The sequence below is a fragment of the Kribbella qitaiheensis genome (assembly GCF_042657745.1).
Taxonomy (GTDB): domain Bacteria; phylum Actinomycetota; class Actinomycetes; order Propionibacteriales; family Kribbellaceae; genus Kribbella; species Kribbella qitaiheensis.
The window spans coordinates 112982-136192 of sequence record NZ_JBHSKE010000045.1; the positions used below are offsets into that span (position 1 = coordinate 112982).

16 protein-coding genes are annotated in these 23211 nt (G+C 68.3%); 7 read left to right on the top strand and 9 right to left on the bottom strand.

Annotated features, from left to right (window positions below):
• The first annotated feature begins 216 nt into the window (after nucleotides 1-216).
• Nucleotides 217-948 carry an SDR family NAD(P)-dependent oxidoreductase gene (locus ACFPJ1_RS28675; RefSeq protein ID WP_380108613.1) on the top strand — a complete coding sequence of 244 codons (732 nt, stop codon included), beginning with the start codon at nucleotides 217-219 and terminating at the stop codon, nucleotides 946-948.
• Nucleotides 949-977: 29 nt separating this feature from the next.
• Here ACFPJ1_RS28675 and ACFPJ1_RS28680 read toward each other — a convergent pair whose 3' ends face one another.
• From ACFPJ1_RS28680 to ACFPJ1_RS28705, 6 genes are all read right to left on the bottom strand, one after another.
• Entirely contained in the window at nucleotides 978-1613 is a 636-nt protein-coding gene (locus tag ACFPJ1_RS28680) for an SGNH/GDSL hydrolase family protein (protein ID WP_380108614.1), read from the bottom strand.
• Nucleotides 1614-1649: 36 nt separating this feature from the next.
• The gene (locus ACFPJ1_RS28685) at nucleotides 1650-2807 is read right to left on the bottom strand and encodes an HIRAN domain-containing protein (RefSeq protein WP_380108615.1); all 1158 of its coding nucleotides are present in this window, start codon (nucleotides 2805-2807) and stop codon (nucleotides 1650-1652) included.
• 136 nt (nucleotides 2808-2943) lie between these two features.
• A complete protein-coding gene (locus ACFPJ1_RS28690; RefSeq protein WP_380108616.1) occupies nucleotides 2944-3546 on the bottom strand; it encodes an adenylate kinase in 603 nt (200 codons plus the stop codon).
• A gap of 121 nt (nucleotides 3547-3667) precedes the next feature.
• The gene (locus tag ACFPJ1_RS28695; RefSeq protein ID WP_380108618.1) at nucleotides 3668-4642 is read right to left on the bottom strand and encodes a hypothetical protein; all 975 of its coding nucleotides are present in this window, start codon (nucleotides 4640-4642) and stop codon (nucleotides 3668-3670) included.
• A gap of 5 nt (nucleotides 4643-4647) precedes the next feature.
• Nucleotides 4648-7944: a caspase family protein gene (locus ACFPJ1_RS28700; protein WP_380108619.1), complete on the bottom strand. Its 3297-nt coding sequence runs from the start codon at nucleotides 7942-7944 to the stop codon at nucleotides 4648-4650.
• Nucleotides 7944-8330, bottom strand: a complete 387-nt coding sequence (locus tag ACFPJ1_RS28705) for a hypothetical protein (protein ID WP_380108620.1) — start codon at nucleotides 8328-8330, stop codon at nucleotides 7944-7946. Before ACFPJ1_RS28705 ends, ACFPJ1_RS28700 begins: the two co-directional genes overlap by 1 nt.
• A 224-nt stretch (nucleotides 8331-8554) precedes the next feature.
• Between ACFPJ1_RS28705 and ACFPJ1_RS28710 the strand changes: the two genes are divergently transcribed.
• The 3 genes from ACFPJ1_RS28710 to ACFPJ1_RS28720 all read left to right on the top strand — a co-directional run bounded on the left by ACFPJ1_RS28710 (nucleotide 8555) and on the right by ACFPJ1_RS28720 (nucleotide 13789).
• Entirely contained in the window at nucleotides 8555-11308 is a 2754-nt protein-coding gene (locus ACFPJ1_RS28710) for an ATP-binding protein (protein WP_380108622.1), read from the top strand.
• 182 nt (nucleotides 11309-11490) lie between these two features.
• A complete protein-coding gene (locus tag ACFPJ1_RS28715; RefSeq protein WP_380108624.1) occupies nucleotides 11491-12837 on the top strand; it encodes a dihydrolipoyl dehydrogenase family protein in 1347 nt (448 codons plus the stop codon).
• 31 nt (nucleotides 12838-12868) lie between these two features.
• The gene (locus tag ACFPJ1_RS28720; RefSeq protein WP_380108626.1) at nucleotides 12869-13789 is read left to right on the top strand and encodes a universal stress protein; all 921 of its coding nucleotides are present in this window, start codon (nucleotides 12869-12871) and stop codon (nucleotides 13787-13789) included.
• Nucleotides 13790-13850: 61 nt separating this feature from the next.
• On the opposite strand, the gene ACFPJ1_RS28725 is transcribed toward ACFPJ1_RS28720, so the two are convergent.
• Entirely contained in the window at nucleotides 13851-17468 is a 3618-nt protein-coding gene (locus ACFPJ1_RS28725; protein WP_380108627.1) for a CARDB domain-containing protein, read from the bottom strand.
• A 130-nt stretch (nucleotides 17469-17598) separates the two neighbouring features.
• Complete coding sequence (locus ACFPJ1_RS28730) at nucleotides 17599-18648, bottom strand: DUF3800 domain-containing protein (RefSeq protein ID WP_380108628.1); 1050 nt, start codon at nucleotides 18646-18648, stop codon at nucleotides 17599-17601.
• 293 nt (nucleotides 18649-18941) lie between these two features.
• On the opposite strand from ACFPJ1_RS28730, the gene ACFPJ1_RS28735 reads away from it, so the two are divergent.
• The 3 genes from ACFPJ1_RS28735 to ACFPJ1_RS28745 all read left to right on the top strand — a co-directional run bounded on the left by ACFPJ1_RS28735 (nucleotide 18942) and on the right by ACFPJ1_RS28745 (nucleotide 22798).
• The gene (locus tag ACFPJ1_RS28735; RefSeq protein ID WP_380108629.1) at nucleotides 18942-19481 is read left to right on the top strand and encodes a dihydrofolate reductase family protein; all 540 of its coding nucleotides are present in this window, start codon (nucleotides 18942-18944) and stop codon (nucleotides 19479-19481) included.
• A gap of 3 nt (nucleotides 19482-19484) precedes the next feature.
• Nucleotides 19485-20054 (top strand): dihydrofolate reductase family protein, encoded by a 570-nt coding sequence (locus ACFPJ1_RS28740; protein WP_380108630.1) that lies wholly within the window; start codon nucleotides 19485-19487, stop codon nucleotides 20052-20054.
• A gap of 170 nt (nucleotides 20055-20224) precedes the next feature.
• Entirely contained in the window at nucleotides 20225-22798 is a 2574-nt protein-coding gene (locus ACFPJ1_RS28745; RefSeq protein WP_380108631.1) for an ATP-binding protein, read from the top strand.
• On the opposite strand, the gene ACFPJ1_RS28750 is transcribed toward ACFPJ1_RS28745, so the two are convergent.
• Nucleotides 22795-23163, bottom strand: coding sequence for a YciI family protein (locus ACFPJ1_RS28750; RefSeq protein ID WP_380108633.1), 369 nt, complete (start codon nucleotides 23161-23163; stop codon nucleotides 22795-22797). The genes ACFPJ1_RS28745 and ACFPJ1_RS28750 overlap by 4 nt on opposite strands.
• Nucleotides 23164-23211: the final 48 nt, after the last annotated feature.

Genomic DNA, 23211 nt, shown 5'->3' on the forward strand with positions numbered 1-23211 from the left:
CGGTGCGGGCCGGTCCCCGGCTGTGATCGGGGGAAACTCCAAGAAAACAAGGGCTTCAACCAGGTGCGATCGAGAGCACGAGGGACGTAGGCTGCGTTCTGACTGGCGCACCGCCAGACGCTGCAGGGGGGAACTGCATCATGAGCGACTTATGCCTGCCGTCTGATCGACAACTTCCGCACGCCGCCCCGCTGAACTGGAAACTCGAGTAGTGCCATGAGCACCTTCAGCCGGATGCTCGTGTGGATCTCCGGAGCATCGGCCGGTATCGGAGCCGCCCTGGCGGCAACGATCCCCTTCGAGGCGGAGATCATCGACATCTCGCGACGTGGTGGTACGCCGGGGACCCAGCACGTAGCGGTCGACCTCGCAGACCCCGCGTCGTGGCCGCTGGTCGAGGAGGACTTCATCCGCCGGCTGGCGCGCTTCGACGGCGACCGGGTCGTCTTCGTACACAACGCCGGCACCCTGACCCCGTTGGGACCGGCGGGCGCGGTCGACACCGCGCAGTACACGCGGAACGTGCTGCTCAACTCGGCGGCCGCACAGGTCCTCGGGCACGCCTTCCTGCGAGCGGTGGACGGCCGGGACTTCGAACAGCACCTGATGATGCTGACGTCCGGCGCCGCGCTCCGGCCGTACGAGGGCGAGTCGAGCTACTGCGCCGGAAAGGCCGCGGTGGACCAGTGGGTCCGAGCCGTGGGACTGGAACAACAGCGCCGAAAACCCGGCTGCAGGGTGATCTCCGTGGCACCCGGCGCGGTCGACACCGCCATGCAGGAAGAACTCCGGTCGGCCGCCGACGAGCAGGTCCCGAACGCCCGCCGCTTCCGCGAACTCGAGGCGGCCGGCGGGCTCTCCAGACCCGAGGACGTCGCCCGCAGAATCTGGTCCCTGCTCAACCGCGACGTCCAGAACGGCGCCGTCCTGCACGTCCAGGACCTTTAAGCCGGTACTGCGCTACTGCCTGTACTGCGTTACTGCGTGGCGAGGTCCTCGTAGATGGTCCAGGCGGCCTCGCGGAGTTGGGCGGCGGTGGCTGCGTCGAGGCCCTTGACGGGGAGGTCGATGTCGACGGGATGCTCGTTGAGGAGGGCGATGAGGAAGACGCAAGCGGCCAGGTAGCTGCCGGGGAGCGCGGGGTGACTGTTGTCCGCGTCGTGGAGTCGCGGCTGGTCATGGGTGGCGAGGAAGCGTTCCCAGACCATACCGACGGGGATCAGGGTGGCCCCGAGTTCAGCGGCGATGGTGGCGTACGCGGTGGTCAGCGCCTGCTGGGTTTCCGGGGCGTTCTTGCGTGCCCACGTCATGTACAACGCGGTCTGCGCGCCGGCGGCTTTGATAGCGGCATCGAGGTCCCGAACGCTGTCCTGCATCCGCGCCGCGTTCTTGACCGGCAGCGTGCTCTGCTCCTGCAGCACCACCACGTCATACCCGCCCTCGGCAATCGCCTCCAACGCAGTACCCGCGTTCAAATGCTGCCGAAGCGAGGCCCCACCCGCCGAGATCAACCGATGCTCGACCACGTGCCCCCGCACCTTCGCAAGCGAAGCAACCAGCCCAGGCAGATTGTTCCGCGCCGTAAAGCTGTTCCCGATATAGAGGATCCGCACAACTAGGACAGTAGTGCCTCCACCGGCCGAACAGGCTCAGTGAGCCCGACAGATGGGGCAGAGTTGGGGTTTGCGGCCACGCACCCGAAGGCGCTCGAATGTCGAAGCACAGCGGGAGCAGATGAGGATCTCAAGCTCTGCGAGAGCGACCGGCGAGAGCTCCGCAATGCTCGGCGATGGTGGTTGGAGAGTTACTTCGACAACTTGGGTGGCCGAAGCAGCCGGTCTGGCGGTTGCCTCGAGCTTGGCGGCCGCACGATTGCGGCGCTTCTCCAGATCTTCGACGGCGTCCTGCCGGGCGGCCGACTCGCCGTACAACTCCAAGCCGCGCTCGGCCCACCAGAGGCAGGCGTCCCAATCCTTCTTCTTCTGCTGACGAATCGCCATCTGGCGGTAGGTCTCGAGCAGCGGGATCTTGTGCCATTTAGTTCTGAAGGCCCCGCAGATGGATTCCATCTCGGCGTCGTGGAGTCGACAGGCTTCGTCGAATTCATCCAGCGCCGATGCGTACAGATCACGACACCGATAGAGCCTCGACTCCAACTCTGCGAACTGAAAGTGCCGATCGATGGGATCAGGGTCAGTGGCCAACAGGTCACGCAGCATTGCGATGGCCGCCCGGTCGCCATCCGGGAGTTCGTTGTACCAGGACAGGTCGTACGAGTCATCCTCTGCATCGGTCAGCCAAGCCTCACTGAAACCGGTTCTCATGGCGGCGCCTTCAGCGACAGGTCGCCCGCCCGATCGAGCGGCGCGTGCCATCCCGAAGTCCGCGGGGTCATGTTCCAGCCAGACCCCGAGAAAGCCCAGGCCGTGATCGCGGTGACCACCGCCGACGACGTGCCCTCGCAAGCCGACGTGGGAGCCATGCCGAGCCATCAAACTGTGGACACTAGCGACGTACTGCGCTGCGGTGCTCCGGTCCAGGTAGCCGATCAGATGTCCGTCGATGTACACCGCCACCGCGTTGGCGTCGTGCGGGTTCAACGGCTCCGGAACGAGCATGGCATTGATCGAATGTCGTATCCGGTTTCCCTTGCGGGCACCGCAGATTCCCCAGAGAGCTTCCTGATAGTTGCTCTCGCCGACCACCTCGAGATCATCGTCTCCCGCGAGCAGCGTGAACCGTACCGCGCCCGACTGCGGCGGTGTCTCCTGCCTCGGCCGACCCATCAACCGATCCAACAAGCCCATATGTTGTTGCCTCCTGTTCACGGGCTCCATCGTCTGGACGACGGCCGGTGTTACGACGGGTCGGTCCGGGGACGGCCGGCTCCGGGCGGAGGGGTAGGTCGCGATGCGGCCGAGCGTTCCTCGGCATCTCCTTTGGTCAGCCGGTTTCGCCACCAGAGGTCGTTGCTTCTCGGATGGTCGCGGCAGCCTGGATGATCCGCTGGTTCACCTCGGTGACCTCGCCTGAGCCGTCTACTCGGATGACCAGGTTGCGGGTGCGGTAGGCGTCGAGGACTGGGAGGGTGCGGGCGGCGTAGAGCTGCAGGCGGTGGCGGATGACTTCTTCGGTGTCGTCGGAGCGGTGTTGGGCGGCCGCACGGGCGAGTAGTCGCTGGACGAGTTCGTCGGGCCCGACCTCCAGGACGACGGCTGCGTCGAGCGGGTGATGGTGCTCTGTGAGCAGGTCGTCGAGCACGCCCACCTGTTCCAGCGTGCGGGGATAGCCGTCCAGGACGAAGCCCTCGCGGGTGTCGTCCCTGGAGAGACGTTCGCGCACCATCTCGTTGGTCAGCTCGTCGGGCACGTACTCCCCTGAGTCGAGGTACTGCTTGACGCGCGCGCCGAGCTCCGTCCCGTCGGCCACTCCGGCCCGGAAGATGTCGCCGGTGGAGATGGCCGGTACGCCGAGCCGATCGGCCAGCACCTTCGCCTGGGTCCCTTTCCCGGCCCCAGGCGGCCCTGTCAGGACAACGATCGCCATCGATCCCCCTCAGGGTCACGCGGGCCGGTGCCCGCCGAGTGAATCCCCCAGGCTAGCGGCCCGGCCACCTCAATGGCTGCTACGCGGTGTTTCGCGGAGCCTGCTCGGCCCGAGACGGCCACTACTTGCACGTCAGGTGGTAGTCGTACTTGCCGCTGACGTTGTTCGGCTCGTCGACGACCAGGGCCTGGGTCAGCTCTACTCGGTCGGCGTCGTCGTCGAGGTCCACCTTGGTCTCGATGACGCTGTCGCCTTCGGGGATCGACTTCTCGAGCTGCTCCGAGGGCGGGAAGATGTTCGATTCCCAGTGGTACTTGATCTTGGTCGCCGCGTCCGCGGTGACGGTGGCTCGCAGCGTGAACGGCGCGGTGCAGAAGACCTTGCTGGAGGAGGGCTCGACGAAGCTGACCTTGGTGACCATCCCGTCGTCGCCGCGAAAGAGCACGAGCCAGACGATCAGGGAGACCGCGAGGATCAGAGCGGCCGCCAGAACCGGGGAGAGGGTCGGTCTTCCACGCGCAGGCGCAGCAACGGCCGTGCCTTCCGGGACAGGTGGCGGAATGGGCGGGTACGGCGCTGGGGTGGCGTCGCCGACCGGGGTGGGCTCCAGGACAGGCTGTTGTTGCTGGACAGGAGCGGTGACGGAGCGCAGAACGAATGGCCTGGAAGACTCGACCATGAACCCGGACTCATCGGCAAGGAACCGCTGATAGGTCCGCAGCGCTTCCGCCCGGGCCGCGGCGAAGTCTGCCTGCTGGAGGTCGATGATGTCGGCACCACGACAAACGAAGCCGTACAGGAGATCCAGCGGCCGCCCGAACTCATCGGTCACCGAGCCGCTGGCGGGACTCCCGTCCAGATCGGCCGGAGTGAGCCGCTGGGTCAGGTAGGCCACAGTCACGTCACCCGCGGCCAATCCGTTGATCCGGGAGAACCTGGGTGCACCCTCGGGTGGGAAGTCGCCGCTGGCGGCCTGCCCGAGGACGCCGTACTCGTTGCTCTGGACAAGGAAATCGGGAACCAGCAGGGACTGGTAGCCCTTGCGCCGACCGCGCGCGACCAGGAAGGCCCATCCGTGCATCGGGTGATCGGACACTCGCCCTACCTTCCACTGAGCCGGGAGGCCGGCAGCCGCTCTTCCAGTCGACCCAGCTCCACGCCGAACTCCGTCAGCACCCGGCCGCGGGCAGCCTCGATCGACTGCGCCTGCAGCCTGCCCTCCTGTCTGGCCCGCCCGGTGGCCCGGATCTCCTCAGTGGTTGCCCCGGCCATCCAGTCGAGGAACATGCCCACCACCTCTTTGCCGGAGGTTCCGCCGACCACGTCCTGGAGTTTCTGCCGGAGTGCCAGACCCGCGGGCAGGTTGACGAAACTCCCCAGCGACGTACGGGACTCGGCGTCGGTGAGGCCGCGCCTGGATCGTGCTTCCTCGGCGAGGCGCGTGCGGGTCGGCTCGTCGAGCGACAACTCCACCTGGCGGAAGAGGTCCGGCAGGATCGCGGTGAGCGGGACCTCGACGTTGGTCGGGTTCATCTCGCCGTCGGGGAGCTTGAGGACGTGGCCCTCGTGGTCCATCTGGGCGAAGTGGGGGCCGACGGCACTGACCGGGATCAGCCGGATGACGCGACTCCCCCAGGTGTGCGTCTCCACCAGTGCGCGGAGATGTGCGGTCTCGAGCAGTGCGTCCCGTACCAGGTCGAGGCGGGTGTTCTCGTCCGCGTCCTCGGGTTCGCCGAAGCCGCGCACCAGGTCCCACTTGGTGAGGACGAAGTGGATCGGGCAGGAGGCGCCGGCCATGATGCCGGTCATCGGCTGGATCTGGCTGCGGAAGTACCTGCGGCCCGCCGGCTCGTTGCGCAGGTACTGCAGGACGCGGTAGCCGTCGAGCATGCCGAGCAGACCGTGAGCGTTCCGGATCCGCCCTTCGAGGTCGCTCAGCGCGGTGGAACCGGCCTCCTGCTCGGATTCCAGCAGCTCGCCGGCGTAGTCGAGGTAGCTGATCTTGAAGACCGTGTGCCGCACTCCGGCATCGAACGACACGCAGTCGAAGTCGAGCTCTCTCGTCTCACCTGTCCTGGTACCGCGAGGCCAGGGCTCGGAGGTATCGCTGACCTCGTCGAATACCTTGCTCAGATACACGCGGTGCGAGGCGTTCGTCTCCAGGAAGTAGGAACGTCCTGGCATCGGCACGTTGACCGTGTGGAACATGCTCGACAGATAGACGGTCTTGCCCGAACCTGCCACTCCGAGGGCAACCACGCGGAAGTGCGGGACGGCGACTTCCGCTGCGGTTGCGGGGCTTTCAGCCGTACGACGTTCGCGCCGCGTCTGCGCACCAGCGAGCTTGGTGATTTGGTCGGCTGGCTTCGCGGCCTGCCTAGGCGGTGTTGTCGGTCGGGGTACTGCGGGGCGCGCCGGTGCGGGTTGGGCTGGAGCGAACACACGCGGGCGCAGGACGAACGCGTGGATAGTGGCGATCACCGCGAGCAGGATGAAGAGTGGCATCACCTCGGCGGCCGAGCCGAGTCCCACCAGGAGGACGAGCCAAGCGAGTGAGTAGATCACCGCGGCCGTCCACAGCGCGCTTTCCTTGAGCTTGCTCGCGGCATAGATGAATGGTGCGGGCGTCAGCAGGCCGAGCGTCAAGACCGGGATCAAGGCCCAGATCACGGAACCCGCCCCGGGCTGGGCGGGGCTGACCGGCTGAGCGGGCTGGGTGTGCGGGGTTGCAGCGGGCGTCGGCTTGGCGCCTGGAACGGACGTCGAACTGGATGCAGACGTGCGCGACTGGCCGGTCGGCGTGCGTGGCGGGCTGGAGATCGGCTTGAGCGGCGGGGTGGGCTTGGGTTGAGGAGCTTGCCTCGGCGGCGCGGTCGTGGCCGCCGGCTCTGGAGTCGGAGTCTTCGCGGTTGGCTGCAGGGGCGGCGGCGCCGGCGTTGCAGCAGTTGGCGTCGGGACGGTCACCTCTGGAGTCGCGGCTGCTGGCGCTGCCACTGCCGGTTCTGCCGCTGCCGGTTCTGGCACTGCCGGTTCTGCCGCTGCCGGTTCTGGCACTGCCGGTTCTGGCACCGCCGGCTCTGGCACCGCTGGCTCTGGCACCGACTGCTCGGGCGGTGCTGGTTCTGGGGGTGGTGGAGCAGGGGGTGCGGCTGGGGTGATTGTGGTGGTGACGGGGATGGTGAGTTCGCCGCTGGGGCCTTTGAGGGTGAGGGTGCCGGTTCGGGGGCCGGGGGCGGTGGTTTCGATGGTGACGGTGAAGCTTTCCGCGGCTTCCTGCAACCGGATCCAGGAGTCGTCGGCGTGCGGGATGGCGGCCCGGGCGATCGGCGGCCCCAGCAGGTTGATGACCTGTTCGGGGGATTCAGAACCCTGCTCCACCGTCGGGAAGTGAATCTCGGTGTGGCTGGGGTGGAGGACCGCTTCGGCGAGGGCCGCCTTGGCCGGGTCGGCGACGTACTGGATGTCCGTGCGGGCGATCTCGACCAAGGCCTCGTAGGCGCCGACCGCCGAGGGGAGGTTGTCGCTGAGCAGGCGGACGCGGAGTTCGCTGACCGCGCCGAGGCGGGAGAACATGTTCGGGTCCGTCATCGCGGCCTGCAGGTCGGCCGGGATCGGCATCGGCTTGATTCGCTTACGGCGGCTCCTCGCCAGGTACAGCTCGCCCTGCATCTCGACGTCGCGGCTCGGGGTCTGGTGCGGGGTCTGCGCGCGGACCCGGTCGAAGACGTAGTCGTACAGCTCGTTCAGCGAGACCCAGCCGTCCTCGTCGCGATCGGCGTCGCCGGTCGAAAGCCCTTCCACCAGAGCCGTTGTGAAGACCGACGGCCGTTGGGTCTGGTCGTCGGCCAGCCGATCCCCTTCGAAGGCGTACTCGATCGAGCTGGACGCGGTGATCACCGCCCGGCCGCGACCACCACCGACCCGGTTCTCGGGGAAGCTGTCCGCCACGTTGACGTCCCCGGTCGACCGGACCGTCACTCCTTTACCGAAAGCCCCGCCGTAGCAACAGTCCAGCAACAGCACGATGCTCCGCGACCTGCTCGCCCGCATGCAGCGCTGGACGAAGTCGGCGGAGATGGCGGTGGAGCTGAGCCGGTTCGGCCGGGTGTTCTTGGCCGCGAAGAACAGTTCGCCCGACTCGCTCTTGAGACCGTGGCAGGAGAAGTGCAACAGCAGTACGTCGTCCGCGCGGCTGTCGGCGAGCAAGTCCTCGATGTGGGTCTGGATGACATGCGCGGGTTGGTTGCGAACGGTCTCCACCTCGAAGGCGCCGATCTGCCGGTCGCCCAGCACCTGGGCCAGCGCTTCGGCGTCGGCCGCGGGCGACAGCAGGTGCCGCAGTCCCTCGTGGTCGTACTCGTCGTTGGCGACGATGAGGGCCTTGCGCCGGCCGTCCATCACTCGTCCTCGGGACCCGCGTGCCTGCTGACGAACAACTCGATGAGCCGGGTCTGGTCCTTCTCCGACACTTCCGACAGCTCGAGCACGTCGCCGTCGAGCTCCAGCCGTACCGTCCGTTTGCTGCCGTCGCCCTGGGCGAGCCAGCCGCGGATCGCGGACACCACGTTCCGCACTCCCTGGGCGGTGCGAGTGAGGGTGATCAGCAGTCCACCGATCGCGATCGCGTCGATCGCGCGCGCACCCGGCGGCGGCGGACCAGCCCGCAGCGCGGTGACGTCGCCGACATCCAGCTGCACCAGTTCCTGCCGCAGATACCCCGTCAGCGTGTCCAGACGCTCGGCATCCGCTCCGGACTCTGACAGCTGCACACGCAACTCACTCATATCCGGGCCACCCCCTCTCACTCAGCGGGCCCCGATTCGCGACGATGGCCCCCCACGTCGCGTGACGCCCACGTCACCCAGGTTAGTCTCCTCACTACCTTCCCGCTACGCATCGTGAACCCTGGCCCGCAAGGCCGGTAGTGCCTGAAAATCCCCTTTCTCTGCCCGATCGGGCACCAGCGATCCTCCTTCCGGTTTGAGCTCCGGCGGGTGATGCTGGACGCGTGAGTACGCCGGCACGGGGCGGGGTCGAAGGGATCGTCGGGCGGGAACGCGAGCTGGGGTTGTTGCGCAGCTGGCTGGATGCCGCGCGCAACGGCACCGGACGGCTGGTTCTCTGCAGCGGTGAAGCGGGAATCGGGAAGACCCGGCTGGCCCAGGAACTCGCGGGGATCGCCTTGGCGGCGGGGGCGACTGTCGCGTGGGGAAGGTGTGTCGAGACGGAAGGCGCCCCGGCGTACTGGCCGTGGCGGCAGGTCCTTCGGTCCTTGGGGATCAACGCCGACCGGACCCTCTCGGGCGAGGGGACCGAGGATCGCTTCCGGCTGTTCGAGGACATAGTCCAGGTCGTGGAGGAAATGGCCGGGCACAACGGCCTGGTCGTGGTGCTCGACGACGTGCACCGGGCTGACGAGGCTTCGTTGCTGGTACTGCGGCATCTCGCCGATCAGCTGAGCGGAATGCCGGTGCTCGTGCTGGCGACCGTGCGCGACTTCGACCCGGCGAGCACCCGTCTGATGCCTGAGCTGCTCCGCGCGCGGTCAGCGGAACGCCTTGTACTGAAGGGCTTCGGGCTCCCGGAGGTCGGCGAACAATTGCCAGCTGCAACCACCGAGGAAGCCCGGCGGGTGCACGAGATCACCGGCGGGAATCCGCTGTTCGTGCGCGAGGTCGCCCGAGCGATGACGGACGGTTCGTGGCGTCCCGATCGGCCGCCCAGGACAGTGCTCGACATCGTCGGCGCGCGGCTGGACCGGATCAGCCCGGACTGCCGCCGGCTGGTGCAAGCTGCAGCGATCATCGGCCGGGACTTCCAGACAGGTCTGCTGGCCGCCGCCCTCGACCGGCCGGTCGACGAGTGCCTGCCGCAGATCGACGAGGCCGTCGCCTTCGGATTCGTCGATCGCGTCAACGACAGTGGGGACTACCGCTTCGTCCACGCCCTCACCCGCGACGCGGTGGAGGCATCCCTGGCGACTGCTGACCGGGCCGGCTTGCATCGGGCCGTGGCCGAAGTGCTGGAGGCACGGTTCGCGGAGGATCTGTCCGAGCACCTCGCCGAGATCGCCCGCCACCGCGCCGAGCTCGCGCAGTACGGGGAAGGTGAGACGGCCCGGCTGTGGTTGGTGCGGGCCGCGGACGACGCAGTACGACGGCTTGCCTATGAGGAAGGTGCTCGGCTCTATCGGGCGGCCCTGGCGACGAAGCCGTTGCCGGCAGAGGAGCGGTCCCGGATCCAGGTGGCGCTCGGGCGGGCGGCGTACCTCGCTGGCGATCTCCAGGGATGCGTGACGGCGGCGGCCGCTGCTGCCGAGGCGGCGCAGAGTCCGGAGCAGAAGGCCGAGGCCGCGCTGGTAGTGGAAGCCGTTCCCGATCCGGGCATCAACGCGACGGCGAAGAGACTGTGCGAGGAAGCACTCGCGATCACGGAGGACGACGCCCTCAGAGCACGGCTGCTGGCGCAGCGTAGCCACCTCGCCTTCTACGACGGCGAACAGGAGCGGCTCGACCTACTGAGTGCGGAGGCTCTCGACCTGGCTCGCACCTCGCACGACATCCACGCGCTGATGGATGCGCTGCGTGCCAGGCAGGAGGCCTGTCCTGGTCCGGCCGGTCGCGCAGAGCGACTGGAGCTCGCCTCCGAGATGCTCTCGCTAGCGCAACGGACGAACAGTGCCCGTGCTGCCATGTGGGGCGAGCTCTGGCGACTCGACGCGTTGATCGAGAGCGGACAACTCGCGGCCGCCGCAGAGGAACTCCCGGCGCTGGAGGTCGCGGTCAAACGGCTCGGTGGACCGGTCAGCGCGTGGCACCACGACCGCGTCGCCGCCTGTCTGGCGCAGGCCCGAGGCCGGTACGACGAGGCTGCCGTGATCGCGCGCCGCGGATTCGACCGGATGCGGGTGGTCGAACCTGCGCCGGCCTCGGGTGCCTACCTCGCCCTGCTGACCTCGCTGGCGGGTCATGTCGGCGTCAGCGAGGACGCGGCCACCTTCGCCCGGCAGGCCTTCGACCCACCACCTCGGTTCGCGACGATGTCCCGGCTCTCCAGGTCATACCTCCAGTTGTGTGCAGGCCTCCCGGACGAGGCGGCAGCGTCGTACCGGCAGGCCGGGCCGATGGAGACTTGGTCGCTGCCGGCATTCTTCGTCCTGCCTGGTTACGTGTACGCCGCGCTGGCGTGTGCCGGGCTCGGCCGGCACGACGACCTCGCAGTACTCCTCGAGCGGCTCGAGGAGTTCCGCGGTGAGCACGTGGTCGGCAACGGGGTCGCCTTCATGGGCCCGGCCGAGCTCGCCCTCGGACGCGCGGCGGCGGTCCTCGGGCGCTTCGACGCCGCGATCGACGATCTGACCACGGCCGTCCACCAGGCCGAGAGCGCCGGTGCGCCCGGGTTCGTCGCCGAGGCGGAGTTCCACCTCGCCACAGCGCTGCGCGCGAGGAACGCGGCGGGCGATCGCGACCGCGCCCTCACTGTGGCCCGCGACGCAAACCGGCTGGTCAGATCGCTCGGCATGACCGCGTACGCCGACCGCACCGCCGCGCTGCTGGGCACCGGCGAAGCGCCGAACGGCCTCAGCCCCCGGGAGGCGGAGGTGGCCGCGCTGGTGGCCGAAGGGCTCACCAACCGGCAGATCGCCGAGCGCCTGGTGCTGTCCGAACGCACGGCGCAGAACCACGTTCAGCACATCCTCACCAAGCTCGGCTTCGCCACCCGCAGCCAGATCGCCGCCTGGAGCGCCCGCTCGACCCGCTGAGCGTTTGAGTGGCTCAGCGTTTGAGTGGCTGAGCGTTTGAGTGGCCGACACCCCGCGCCGGCCAGGGACGACCAGGGCAGGGCCAGGGCATCTCCCGGGCGCGAACGTAGGGCCCGGCGCGCGACGGTGATCGTGGCGGCACCGCCGAGTGCTGTCGCGACCACGCCAGAGAGGTTCCGACTGTGGAGACGACGAACGACAACGACTACGACGTCATCGTGATGGGTGGAGGGGCACCCGGCGAGCACTGCGCCGGCGCGCTGGCCGAGGGCGGGCTGCGGGTCGCGCTGGTCGAGCGGGAACTGGTCGGCGGCGAATGTTCGTACTGGGCGTGCATCCCGTCCAAGACGTTGTTGCGGGCGGGCGAGGCGGTCCAGGCGGCTCGCGATGCCGAAGGTACCGCCGAGGTGGACGTCGCGAAAGCTCTGGCCTGGCGCGACTTCATGGTGTCCGACCACACCGACGTCGGTCAGGAGCGGTGGCTCGCGAAGGCCGGCATCGCCCTGTTCCGCGGCAACGGCCGGCTCGCCGGTCCCGGGGCGGTCGAGGTCAACGGTGTCCGGCACACCGCGGCACACGTCGTCGTCGCGACCGGTGCGGATCCGATCATCCCGCCGATCCCCGGGCTCAGGGACCTCGAGGGGATCTGGACCAACCGCGAGGTGACCGCGATGACGGCGATCCCCCGTCGCCTGGTCATCCTCGGCGGCGGCCCGGTCGGCGTCGAGATGGCCCAGGCCGTACTCCGCCTCGGCGGCGAGGTCGCCCTCGCCAACCGGGGACAGCACCTGCTCTCCAGGGAACCCGAGCCGCTGGGTGAAGCCGTCGCGGAAGTGCTCCGCCGCGAGGGTGTGGAAATCGCCCTCGGAGTACAGGCGATCGCCGCGCGGCGCGACGGCTCGGAGTACGTGGTGGAGTTCGACGACGGCACGGAGTTGCGTGGGGATCGCCTGCTGGTCGCGACCGGCCGGCGGCCGCGGGTGAACGGGATCGGCCTCGAGACGGTCGGCATCGAGCCGGAACCGGACGGGATCCCGGTCGACGAACACCTGCGCGCGGGCGATCGGCTCTTCGCGATCGGCGACGTCACCGGGATCTGGCCGACCACCCACGTCGGCAAGTACCAGGGCGATGTCGTCGCCGATCACCTCCTGGGCGGCTCCCGGAAGACCAACTACGAGGCGGTCCCGCGGGTCACCTTCACCGATCCGGCCGCGGCTTCGGTGGGCGTGGGTGAGGACGTGTTCAGCTCGACCGTTCCGGTGGCGGAAGTCGCCAAGACGGCGACGTACACGCGTGCCTACGCCGAGTCGAACGGCTTCCTCACCCTGCTGAGCGACGGTGACCGGCTCACCGGTGCCTACGCGCTCGGCCCGGAAGCGGGCGAATGGCTGCAGCAGGCCACGCTCGCCATCCGGGCCCGGCTCCCGCTCGACGTGCTGGTGGACACCATCCAGCCGTTCCCGACCTTCTCGGAGATCTACGTCTCCGCACTGCACGCGCTCCAGCAACACATCGCCGGGCGCTAGTGCCACCTGGTCGTACAGAAAGGAGCAACTGATGAGGTTCTTCCGCCGGCAACAGGCAGGCGAGGTGCGGCCGCCGGTCCGGGCAGCCGCCTCGCCGGGCCGGCGGAAGACCATCGGCCTGCCACTGCGCGAGGACTCGGGTTCGGTCCTCGTCGCTGTGGACGGCCACGCGAAGGGCTGGGGGGCGCTGGAATGGGCCGCCGCCGAAGCGGCCGCCCGCGGCAGCGCCCTCCGGATCGTGCACGCCTACACCTGGTCCGCGTTCCCGATCGATGCGTTCGGCGGGCTCATGCTGGTGCACCGGGACCCGCAGGCCGAACTGGCCGCCGGGGTGATCGTCGAAGAGGCCGCGAGGCGCGCTCGCCGCATCGCGCCGACGCTGCGGGTCAGCACCCACCTCCAAGGTGGCTCCCCCGCCGACGCGGTTCTCCGGGAAGGCCGGTGGGACTCCCTGATCGTCCTCGGCCGCCGCTCCCGCGCGCACTGGACCAACCCGTACTCCGAACCGCCCGGCCTGCGGGTGGCTCGCCGGGCGGCGGGCCCGGTGGCGATCGTCGACCTGCTCGGCCACGAAGCGCGAGGGCCCTCGGCGGGACGGGTGGTCGCGTGCCTGGGCGAGACCGGGGACCCGAGGCCGGCCTTGGGACTGGCCTTCCGCGCCGCCCTGCGTCGCGGGGTCGGAGTCACGGTTGTGGCCAAACCGGCCAGACCGGTCCTCAAGGAAGCCCTGCGCATGTGCCAGGACGCGTTCCCCGAGGTGCGCTTCCGCCGCGTCTCTCCTTTTGCGCTGGCGAGCGAGTCCGCGGGTGCCGCCCTGACGGTGCTCGACGCACGCCCCCACGGACGCCTTCACCGGGCGTTCACCTCGTCCTCCAGTGAGGCCGTCCTGCGCTCCCGGCGCGGCCCGATCGTCATCGCGGGAACCACCGTCGACGTGACCGGCACCTGGTGAGCCGGACGGAGCAGTGCCACGGGCCCCCACAACTGATGTGGGGGCCCGTGGTCTCAGTGGGTCACTGACCGCTGAAGGTGAAGCTCGAGCCTGGCTGGGTGACGATGTCGCCGTCGGCCGAGTTGGTCACGGTGACTCCTGACAGGATGGCGTTTCCACGGGCGCCACTCATGGCGAGGATGCCCGCGCCGTTGTTCGACTTGTCGATCCTCACGTTGGTGATCCGGACGTCCTGCATGACGCCACCGCCGGTCTTGAACTGGATCCCGTCGTACGTCGAGTCGAGGATCTCGGTGTCGCGGATGGTGACGCCCGGGATCGGCAGGTTCTGCGGGAACAGGGTGATCGCGCCGAACTCCTGGTCCTCGTTCCAGAACACGCCGCCACACCGGTACAGGCCGTTGTTCGCGATCAGGGTCGTCCCGGAGAACGGCAGCGGGTCGTGGTCGGTGGCCAGCATGATGCCCGGATAGTTCATCGTGTCGTAGATCAGGTTGTTCTCGATCTTGTTGCCGTAGCCGCCGTAGATCGCGATGCCGTTCGCGCGCCAGGGCAGCTGGACGGTGTTGTTGGTGAACGAGTTGTCGTGACCGATGTCGACCGACTGGTCCTTCACGTACTTGTTCGCCCAGACGGCCAGCGCGTCGTCACCGGTGGTCCGGAAGGACGAGTTGAATACCTTGGAGTTGCGGGTGCCGTTGCTGAAGTTGATGCCGTCCGCATACGTGTCGCGGATCCGCATCCCGCTAAACTCCAGGCCGTCGGCCGGACCCCACAGCTCGGGGATGTTGTCGTAGTCGCGGCCGACCCAGACCCCGACGTTGGCATGCTCGATCCAGACGTTGGTGATCTTCGTCCCGGTACCGAACCGCCCGTTCAGCCCGACGCCGCCCTCGGCATTGTCGTCACCGCCACGGATCCGGCCCGAACCGAAGATCGCGATGTCCGAGATCTGCGTGAACTTGTCGATGTCGAACCCGAAGTTCCCTTCGTGCGGATGGTTGATGCCGCCCGCGTTCTGCGGCTCGGTCAGGGAGTAGAGCTGCGAGTACCACATGCCCGCGCCCCGGATCGTCACGTTGCTGATCCCGACCTGGTTGTACTGACCCCGGTTCAGCGGGTCGTCGGTGAGGATCTTCTTCTCCTGCCGCCACTGCCCGGCCGGGATCCAGACACAGCCGATCACGCCGTTCTGGTCGTCCGTGACCGCGCGCTGGATGGCGTCCGCGTCGTCGATCCCGTCACCCGCGACAGCGCCGTACTGCGCGATGCTGGTGCAGCCCGCGGGCTGGCTCAGCTGCGGTGCCACCTGCTCGAGGTCGATCGTGTCGATGATGTAGAACGACGCGTTGTCACCAGAGTCGCGCTGCAACTTGAGCCTCGTCCCTGGCGGGTACGACTGGGCCAGCAGCGCGTGCGACTCGTCGAACAGCCGGCGGGCGTCGCCACCCGGGGTGTTCGTCAGCGCCTCCGGCCCGTCGGAGTTGCCGTAGAGCCAGCTGTGCCGCGACGACAGCGTCACCTTCTGCGCGAAGGTGCCGTTGACGTACAGGCTGATCGTCGCCTCCTGGCCCTGGCCGTTGGCCGAGTCCGGGATCGAGTTGCGGACGACGATCGAGTTCGACTGGTTGGTCGAGGTGAACTCGACGAACTGGCCCGTGCTATTCAGCCGCACCGACTGACGCCCGGACGACTCCGTGGCGAAGTTGGTGTGCCCGAAGGTGCGGAGCGGATCCGTCACCAGCAGCGTGCCCTGGTAGTTGGCTGCCTCGGCCTCGTAGGAGACCCAGGGAACCGCCGCGCCGCGACCGACCACGATCGACCGCGAGAACGAGTTGTTGGTCTCGTTGGTCTCGGCAACGGCGTTCGTCGCGTCGGCGGTGGCGTTGAGGGTGGCTCCACCACTGGTCGCCGTCCAACTGCCGCTGATCGCGACGTTGGCCGTGGTGCCGGCGGCGATGGCCGCGGTACTGCCGTTGAGAGTGGTGCCGCCGATCGTCAGCCGGGTGGTGCTGGCGGCGCTCGCGGAGGTACCGCGGTTGGTGACCGCCACGGTGAAGGTGACCTGTGCACCGACGGCCGGGTTCGGTGGGTTGGAGGTGATGCCCAGGACCTGCAGGTCGGGGCCGGGCGCCTGCGCAATCACCAGTTGCGAAGGTGCGGTGAAGGTGTTGTTGTCGTTGTTCTGCTCGACGATCGTGTTCGTCGGGTCGACCACCGTCGAGACCGTGTAGCTGCCTTGCGGACGCTGCCCGGCGTTGTACGTGACCGTGGCCGAAGCGCCCGCGGCGAGCGCACCCACGGGAGCACTGCCGACGACCGTGCCGCCCAGGTTGAAGTTGACCGTGGTCGCCCCCGCGGCGGCCGAACCGATGTTCTGCACCGTGGCCGACAGCGTGATCGCGCTGGCCTCGTTCGGCGACGCGGGAGTCCAGGACGTCGAGGTGACGACCAGGTCCGGGTTCGGCGCCGGAGTACCGATGACCTGGAACTCGGCGACCTGACCGCCCGGTGCACCGGTGTTGCTGAACACCTGCAGCCGTACGTCGGCGACGCGTCCGGTGACGGGGATCTCGATCGTGTTCTGCGACGACGGGCTGAAGTCGTAGTCGGCCCGCGCCTTGAGCGTGGTGAAACCGGTGGCTCCCTGGTCCCGGCCGAGCACCTCGATGCTCTGGGTACGAGCTCCCCACGCCTGGTCCGGGTTGAGCTTCAGGGTCACCGTGTTGATGTCCGCGTTGGAGCCGAGCTTGACCGTCAGGGTCGAGGGGAAGCCGTTGGACTCCCAGTAGGTGTTGACGTTGTTGTCGTTGGCGTTGGTGGGAACGAAGTTGAAGATCGACGAGGATGCCTCGATCGGTTTGCCGCTCGCCAGGTTCGATCCATCCGCCTGGCCGTTGCGGCGTACCCGGTTGCTCTCGGCGGACTGGTTGCCGGCGGCATCACGGGCGCGGACGTAGTACTCGACCGTCGCCGAGGCGGGCTGCGCCTCGGTGTAGGTGAGCACGCTGCCGGCCACGGTCGTGACGGCGGCGTTGTTGCGGTAGATGGTGTAGCCGGTGACCCCGACGTTGTCGCTCGACGCCGTCCAGGCCAGCCGGATCTGTCCGGCGCCCGGCTCGGTCAGGACGAGGTTGCCGGGCGCGGTCGGCGCCTGCGTGTCACCACCGGTGTCCGGGCCATAGAGCTCGAACTCCGAGAGCTGGCCGGCGGACCAGCCGGTGTTGCCGGTGATGTTCAGGCGCACGTACCAGGTGGTCGTCGCCGGGAACGTGATCGTGACGGTGTTGCCGGAGGCCGGGGTGAAGTTGTAGCCGGCACTCGCCACCAGGTCGGAGTACGAGGTGCCGTTGGTGCTGGTCTGGACGGCCAGGGTCTGGGTGCGCGTGCCCCACGAGGCGGGCAGCCTCAGGACGATCCGATCGACGCTCACCGACGACCCGAGGTCGGCGCGGATCCACTGCGGGAACGCGTTGTTGGTGCTCTCCCAGTACGAGTTCTGGTTGCCGTCGCCGGCATTGCCGACCGGGTACTCACCCAGCGAACTGCTGGCCGACAGCGTCTTGGTCAGGACCGCCGTGGCGGCCGCGGAGGCGGAGATGGGCACGATCCCGGCGAGCAAGAGCACAGCCACGAGGGCTCCGCTGATCACCCGCCAACTGAGCTGCTTGCGTTTCATGGATGTCCTAAGGGCGGTGGGACGGGTGGACCTATCGCCCGCCTCGCCTACGCACTCAGTAGAACTTGCGCAATCTTTGTAAGTTTTTTGCGAGGCGGTAGCCAAAGATTGCAGTCCCGATGCCTGTTCGTCAACGGCTCGTCACGGATCGGATTTGCGGCCCGCCGGTCAGGCGCTGCCAGCTCGGGGCGTCGGGCCAGAGGGAGTTGTGGGAGAGGTAGGGCCGGAGGAGCTCGGTGAGGGCCGGGTCCGAGCGGGAGTGGAGTTCGGCGACGGCGATGTGGCGGGCGGCGCCGGCGAGGAGGTCGGCGAGCTGGACTCGTGGATCTGTGCGGGAGTCGGTCATCGTGACGCTCAGGAGCGGTGGCGGGCCGGTAGAGACCGCCGTGAGGATCGCCTGGACTTGGGCGACGCGATGCCGGGTCAGGGCGCTTTGCTCGTCATGGACGATGGCGACGGAACAGACGCCTTCACTCCAGTGGAGTGCTTTGCTCCAGTGGTGGGCCGTCTCGAGGAGTGCTGGGAGCAGGGGTTCGAGGGCCGGTGGTACTGACGAGCGGTCGTCGAGGAGGAGGGTGAGTACCTCTTCGAGCTGCGGCCTCGAGTTGCTCAGGCGGCCGAGAATCCCTTGCAGGCTGTCGGATTCCTGGTGGTTTGGGAGTGTGGAACGAAGGTCCGCGAGGGTGGCGTAGAACTCCTCGACGGCGGCCGCGTCGATCACCTGGCGGCGTTTGGTCCGCATCACCTTGACGAAGGTCGCCAGGAAAGCGCGCCACCTGCGCTCACCGAGGACCACCGGGCCGTCGCGATACAGAGTCACCGCCGCGGGGCGGAGTTGGGTCGCCAGGCTGGTGCCCGCGGCGTACGTGGGTTCGCCGAGCAGGAAGTCGACGATGCGGCAGGTGATGAAGAACGGCTTGTCGGTCAGGTGCACATGGCCGACGCCGCGCAGCGAGCCGAGCAACCACTCCAGCACCGGGCGCTGCCGGAGCATCTGGGTCGCCTTGTACTCCGTGCCGGTGTGGCGGAATCTCGCCCGGACCAGCGCGACGTACTCCGCCGCGGCCGGGCGGTCGAGGTGGACGCTCGCATGGGTGATGACGGGCGAGGTGGGATCGAGCAGGTTGGTGCCGGTGAATCCGGACTCGTCACAGGCGATCTCGAGAGGACGCGTCTGCATGGGAATGGCTGCTCCCTGGGGAAACGTGGCTGCACGCTGAGGGCCCCGGCCGCGCGGGCCGGGTCGGGCACCGGCGCCACGCGAGGTGGCCGGTGGTGATCACACGGGGATCACACTGGGATCCCGCGGATCAGTGAGCGGCAGCAGCCGTTCCAGCAGACATGCACCCCATCATCGGCGAACCACCGGTGACCTGTCACCGGGTTTCGCCTCGGCCTTGCGTTGCGATGAGTTTTTCCGGGCCGGCTCGTCTCTACTGAGACACAACCGGAAACTCGGAGGAGACAGACATCATGGCGAAGGTCTTGTACTCGGTGACGATGTCGTTGGACGGCTTCATCGCCGGACCCGGCGGGGACATGTCGTGGATGACGGAGTATCTCGGCCCCAACGCAGAGATCGACGAGTTGATCGGGCGGATCGGCGCCCTGCTCGTCGGGCGCCGGACGTACGACGGCGACGATCCGCACAAGGGCGACGAGGGCGAGGGCAAGGCCTTCGGCGGCGGCTGGGAGGGCCCGCAGTTCGTCGTCACCCACGAGATCCCATCCACCGCTCCACCACACACGACGTTCGTCGACGACTTCGACACCGCCCTGGCGCAGGCCAGGGAAGCCGCGGGCGACAAGTACGTCAACGTCATGGGCGCGAGCATGGGCAAACAGTGCCTGGAGTCCGGCCAACTGGACGAGGTCCTGACCCTCATCGCCCCCGTCCTCCTCGGCGACGGCGTCCCCCTCTTCAACCACCCGGGCGGCCACAACACCAAACTGGAACGGCTCTCCGTCGGCCAGGTGCCGCTGGCCACCAGCCTCTGGTTCAAGGTGGTCTGACCGATGGGCAAACTCATCTACTCGATGATCACGTCGCTCGACGGCTTCGTCAGCGATGCCGACGGCAACTTCGGCTGGGTTGCTCCGGAGCAGGAGGTGCACGAGTTCGTCAGCGAGCAGTTCCGATCGGTCGGCACCTACCTGTACGGCCGGCGGATGTACGAGACAATGGTCTACTGGGAGACGGCGCACGAGGAGCCCGACCAGCCGCCCTTCATCGTGGAGTACGCGCGGGTCTGGCAGGCCGCCGACAAGATCGTCTACTCGACAACCCTGAACGAGGTCACCAGCGAGCGGACCCGGATCGAGCGAACCTTCGACCCGGACGCGGTGCGCAAGCTGAAGGCAGAGTCCGACCGCGATCTCACCGTCGACGGCCCACACCTGGCGGCACAGGCGATCAAGGCGGGCCTGGTCGACGAGTACCAGCTCTTCGTCGGACCGGCGATCGTCGGCGGCGGCAATTCGTTCTTCCCGCCCGACGTCCACGTCGACCTCGATTTGCTGAACGAGCGGCGATTCGCCAACGGTGTGGTCTACCTGCGATACAGCGCCAAGGAGGTCAGCGCCTAGTAGGTCCGGTTGATTCGCGTACGACGAGACGCGGTACGCGGGACTCCTGGCGGCGAGGGGACGAACCAGCCGAGGCATCGAGATCACCTTCGACGTCACCGCAGCCGCCGGCGCAACCCGCCGACTGACCCTCCGCCTCTAGCCTGGATACGCTGACCCGTGGGGGTTCGATGCGGCCGGAGCTGGGATTGCTGGAGCGTGATCAGGCGATCGCGCGACTGCTCGCTGCCGCCAGAGAGGACGAGAGTTCGGTCGCGCTGATCACCGGCGAGGCCGGGATCGGCAAGACGAGTGTGGTCCGAGCTCTGCTCGACCGGATCCCGCCGGGCGTCCGGGCCTTCGCTGGAGCCTGCGACGACCTGCTGGCACCACCGGCGCTGGGCCCGATCCGCGAGGCGTTCCGCGGATCGGGCAGTGCCGCCGCGGAGGCCCTGGCGAGTGGAGCGATGGACGCCACCTTCGAAGCGGTCACGGCCGCGCTGTCCGGTTCGCAGTTACAGGTGCTGGTGATCGAGGACGTCCACTGGGCCGACGACGTCACCATCGACGTACTGCGGTACCTGGTCCGCCGGCTCGACCGGATCCGCGTGCTGCTCGTGCTCACCTACCGCCCGGACGCGGTCGACTCCCGGGCGTCCCTGCGGGCACTGCTGGGAGACCTGCGCGGCGACCGGATCATCCGCATCGAACTCTCACCGCTCTCGCTGACAGCGGTGACCGCTCTCGCGGCCGGGTCCGCCCACAACGCGGACGAGCTGCACTCGCTGACGAAGGGCAACCCGTTCTACCTGACCGAGACGCTCGCCGGCCCCGCCGGGGACATCCCGGTCACTGTGGTGGACGCCGTGCTCGCCCGCGTCGGCAGCCTGAGCGATCAATGCCTCCCACTCGTCGAGCAGCTGTCGGTGATCCCGACACAACTGCGGCTCGACTTCGCAGAACGCCTGCTGGGCAAGGACTTCGAGCAACTGGCCGAGGCCGAGCAACGCGGAGTACTGGTGTTGCAGAGCGCCGGTGTCGGCTTCCGCCACGAGATCGCGCGGCGTGCCACCGAGCAGCAGTTGCCCGAGATTCGCCGCCGCTCGCTCAACGCCACGGTCGTCAGCGTCCTCCTGCAAGAGGAACAACCAGACCTGTCGCGATTGATTCACCATGCGGCACAAGCCCGCGACGTCGACACACTGGTCGCGTACGCACCTCAAGCCGCCAGAGCGTCCTCTGCCGCCGGATCCCACCAGGAGGCGGTCGCCACCTTCGAGACCGTCACGCCGTACGCCGATCGGCTGCCGCCGGACGAGCGGGCCGCCTTCCTCGACGACTATGCGTGGGAGCTCCACATCGCGCACCGGCTGTCCGATGCTGTCCAGGTCGGCGAGGAGGCGATCAAGCTCCGCGAACAGGCCGGTGAACCCGCGGCCCTCGCCGAGACCCTGCTCAGGGTGTCGCGCAGCCAGTACCTCTCCGGCGACACGAAGCACGCGATCACCGGGATCGAGCGGGCCGGCCGTCTCGCCGAGTCGGCGGACTCCAAGGAGGTGCTCGCCTCCATCTCGGCGTACCGGGGAATGACAGTCACGCAGGCCCGGCAAGGGCACGCGATCGAGGAACTGCAACGGGCCCGGCAACTCGCGCTCGAGGTGGGACGCACGGATCTGGCGGCGCTCTGCCTCAACTACCTCGGCGTCACCTATTCGTACATGGGGAACCCCGAAGGTCTGCGGCTGATCCACGACAGCCTGGAATCGGCGCTCGCCTCCGGGGACGACGAGTCGGCGGCCCGCGGGTACACGAGTCTGGCCGCGGTGCTCTACCGGGAGGGACGGTTCGCGGAGCTGGCCGAGTGCCTCGACGCGGGGCTCGAGTTCACCCGGGAGCACGGCATCTGGGCGCACTCGTACGACCTCGAGGTTCACCAAGCCCAACTGGACCTGCGCCTCGGCCGGTGGGATACCGCCGAGACGAGGTTGCGTCGGCTGGTGGCGTCGAGCGACGACCCCGGCATGTTCGCGGTCTACAGCAGGCCCGTCCTCGCCCGGCTGATGCTGCGTCAGGACGAATCCGTCGAAGCCGAGGACATGCTCGCCGCCTCCTGGAAGCGCGCCTGGGCGCAGGAATCCCTGATCGGAGTGCTCTACGCAGGCGTGGGCGGCGCGGAGTGGACGTGGCTGAGCGGCCGCCGGGACGTCGCCGAACAGCTCTACAAGACGGCCACCGAGCAGTCGATCCCGGTCGGCCTCGGCTTCATCGTGGGCGAGTTCTACTACTACCTCTGGCGGGCCGGGCTCGACATCGAGCCGTTCGAGGGATGTGCCGAGGTCTACGCGGCCGCGATGCGCGGTGACTGGGAACGTGCGGTCGCGCTGACCGAAGACCCTTACGAACAAGCCCTTTTCAAGGCCGGCTCAGATGACGTCGAGGCAACCACCCAGGCGATCTGGGCACTCGACGAGCTCGGTGCCAGACCCGCCGCGAGGCTGGCCCGCGCGGAACTCGCCAAGCTCGGCGTCAAGCGTCTCCCCCGGCGGCCCGCCGCCGCCACCCGGAGCAACCCGGCCGGCCTCACCGCCCGGCAGGTCGACGTACTGCGCTTGCTGGCTGCCGGGCGGAGCAACAACGAGATCGCGGCGGAACTCGTGCTGTCCGTCCGCACGGTGGATCACCACGTGTCCGCGATCCTGCTCAAGCTCGGCGTTCCCACCCGCCGTCAGGCCGCGTCGACCGCCGCATCACTTGGCCTGGTCTAGAGGTCGGCGCCGGCGGAGTACATCACCGCACGGATCTCCACGGCGAGTCCGTCGATCCTGGTGTCGGGCAGCAGGTCGGCGAGCTCGATCGCCCGCTCCTTGCTGTCCACGTCGATCAGGTAGTAGCCGCCCATGAACTCGTCCGCCGCCCGGAACGGCCCGTTCGACACCGCCGGTACGCCGCCGCGGCTGCGCAGTACCGTGCTCGTCGACGGATCGGCGAGCGCCTGCGTGCTGATCATTTCCCCGGCCTCCGACGCCACCCGCTGGAACTCCTGATGCCCGGCATGCACCGCCGTGCGCTGCTCCTCCGTGAGGCTCTCCAGCACCGCTGCGTTGACCTGCATGATCAGCAGATACCTCATTGCCCACCTCCGCTCCGGCCGCTCACCGCGACCCTCACCAGAAGTACG

Excerpts from the sequence above, each read along its gene's own strand:
- ACFPJ1_RS28745 (WP_380108631.1), top strand. The coding sequence starts at position 20,225 with ATGCGGCCGGAGCTGGGATTGCTGGAGCGTGATCAGGCGATCGCGCGA.
- ACFPJ1_RS28725 (WP_380108627.1), bottom strand. The coding sequence starts at position 17,468 with ATGAAACGCAAGCAGCTCAGTTGGCGGGTGATCAGCGGAGCCCTCGTG.
- ACFPJ1_RS28750 (WP_380108633.1), bottom strand. The coding sequence starts at position 23,163 with ATGAGGTATCTGCTGATCATGCAGGTCAACGCAGCGGTGCTGGAGAGC.
- ACFPJ1_RS28685 (WP_380108615.1), bottom strand. The coding sequence starts at position 2,807 with ATGGGCTTGTTGGATCGGTTGATGGGTCGGCCGAGGCAGGAGACACCG.
- ACFPJ1_RS28720 (WP_380108626.1), top strand. The coding sequence starts at position 12,869 with ATGAGGTTCTTCCGCCGGCAACAGGCAGGCGAGGTGCGGCCGCCGGTC.
- ACFPJ1_RS28700 (WP_380108619.1), bottom strand. The coding sequence starts at position 7,944 with ATGGACGGCCGGCGCAAGGCCCTCATCGTCGCCAACGACGAGTACGAC.
- ACFPJ1_RS28735 (WP_380108629.1), top strand. The coding sequence starts at position 18,942 with ATGGCGAAGGTCTTGTACTCGGTGACGATGTCGTTGGACGGCTTCATC.
- ACFPJ1_RS28690 (WP_380108616.1), bottom strand. The coding sequence starts at position 3,546 with ATGGCGATCGTTGTCCTGACAGGGCCGCCTGGGGCCGGGAAAGGGACC.
- ACFPJ1_RS28740 (WP_380108630.1), top strand. The coding sequence starts at position 19,485 with ATGGGCAAACTCATCTACTCGATGATCACGTCGCTCGACGGCTTCGTC.
- ACFPJ1_RS28675 (WP_380108613.1), top strand. The coding sequence starts at position 217 with ATGAGCACCTTCAGCCGGATGCTCGTGTGGATCTCCGGAGCATCGGCC.
- ACFPJ1_RS28705 (WP_380108620.1), bottom strand. The coding sequence starts at position 8,330 with ATGAGTGAGTTGCGTGTGCAGCTGTCAGAGTCCGGAGCGGATGCCGAG.
- ACFPJ1_RS28730 (WP_380108628.1), bottom strand. The coding sequence starts at position 18,648 with ATGCAGACGCGTCCTCTCGAGATCGCCTGTGACGAGTCCGGATTCACC.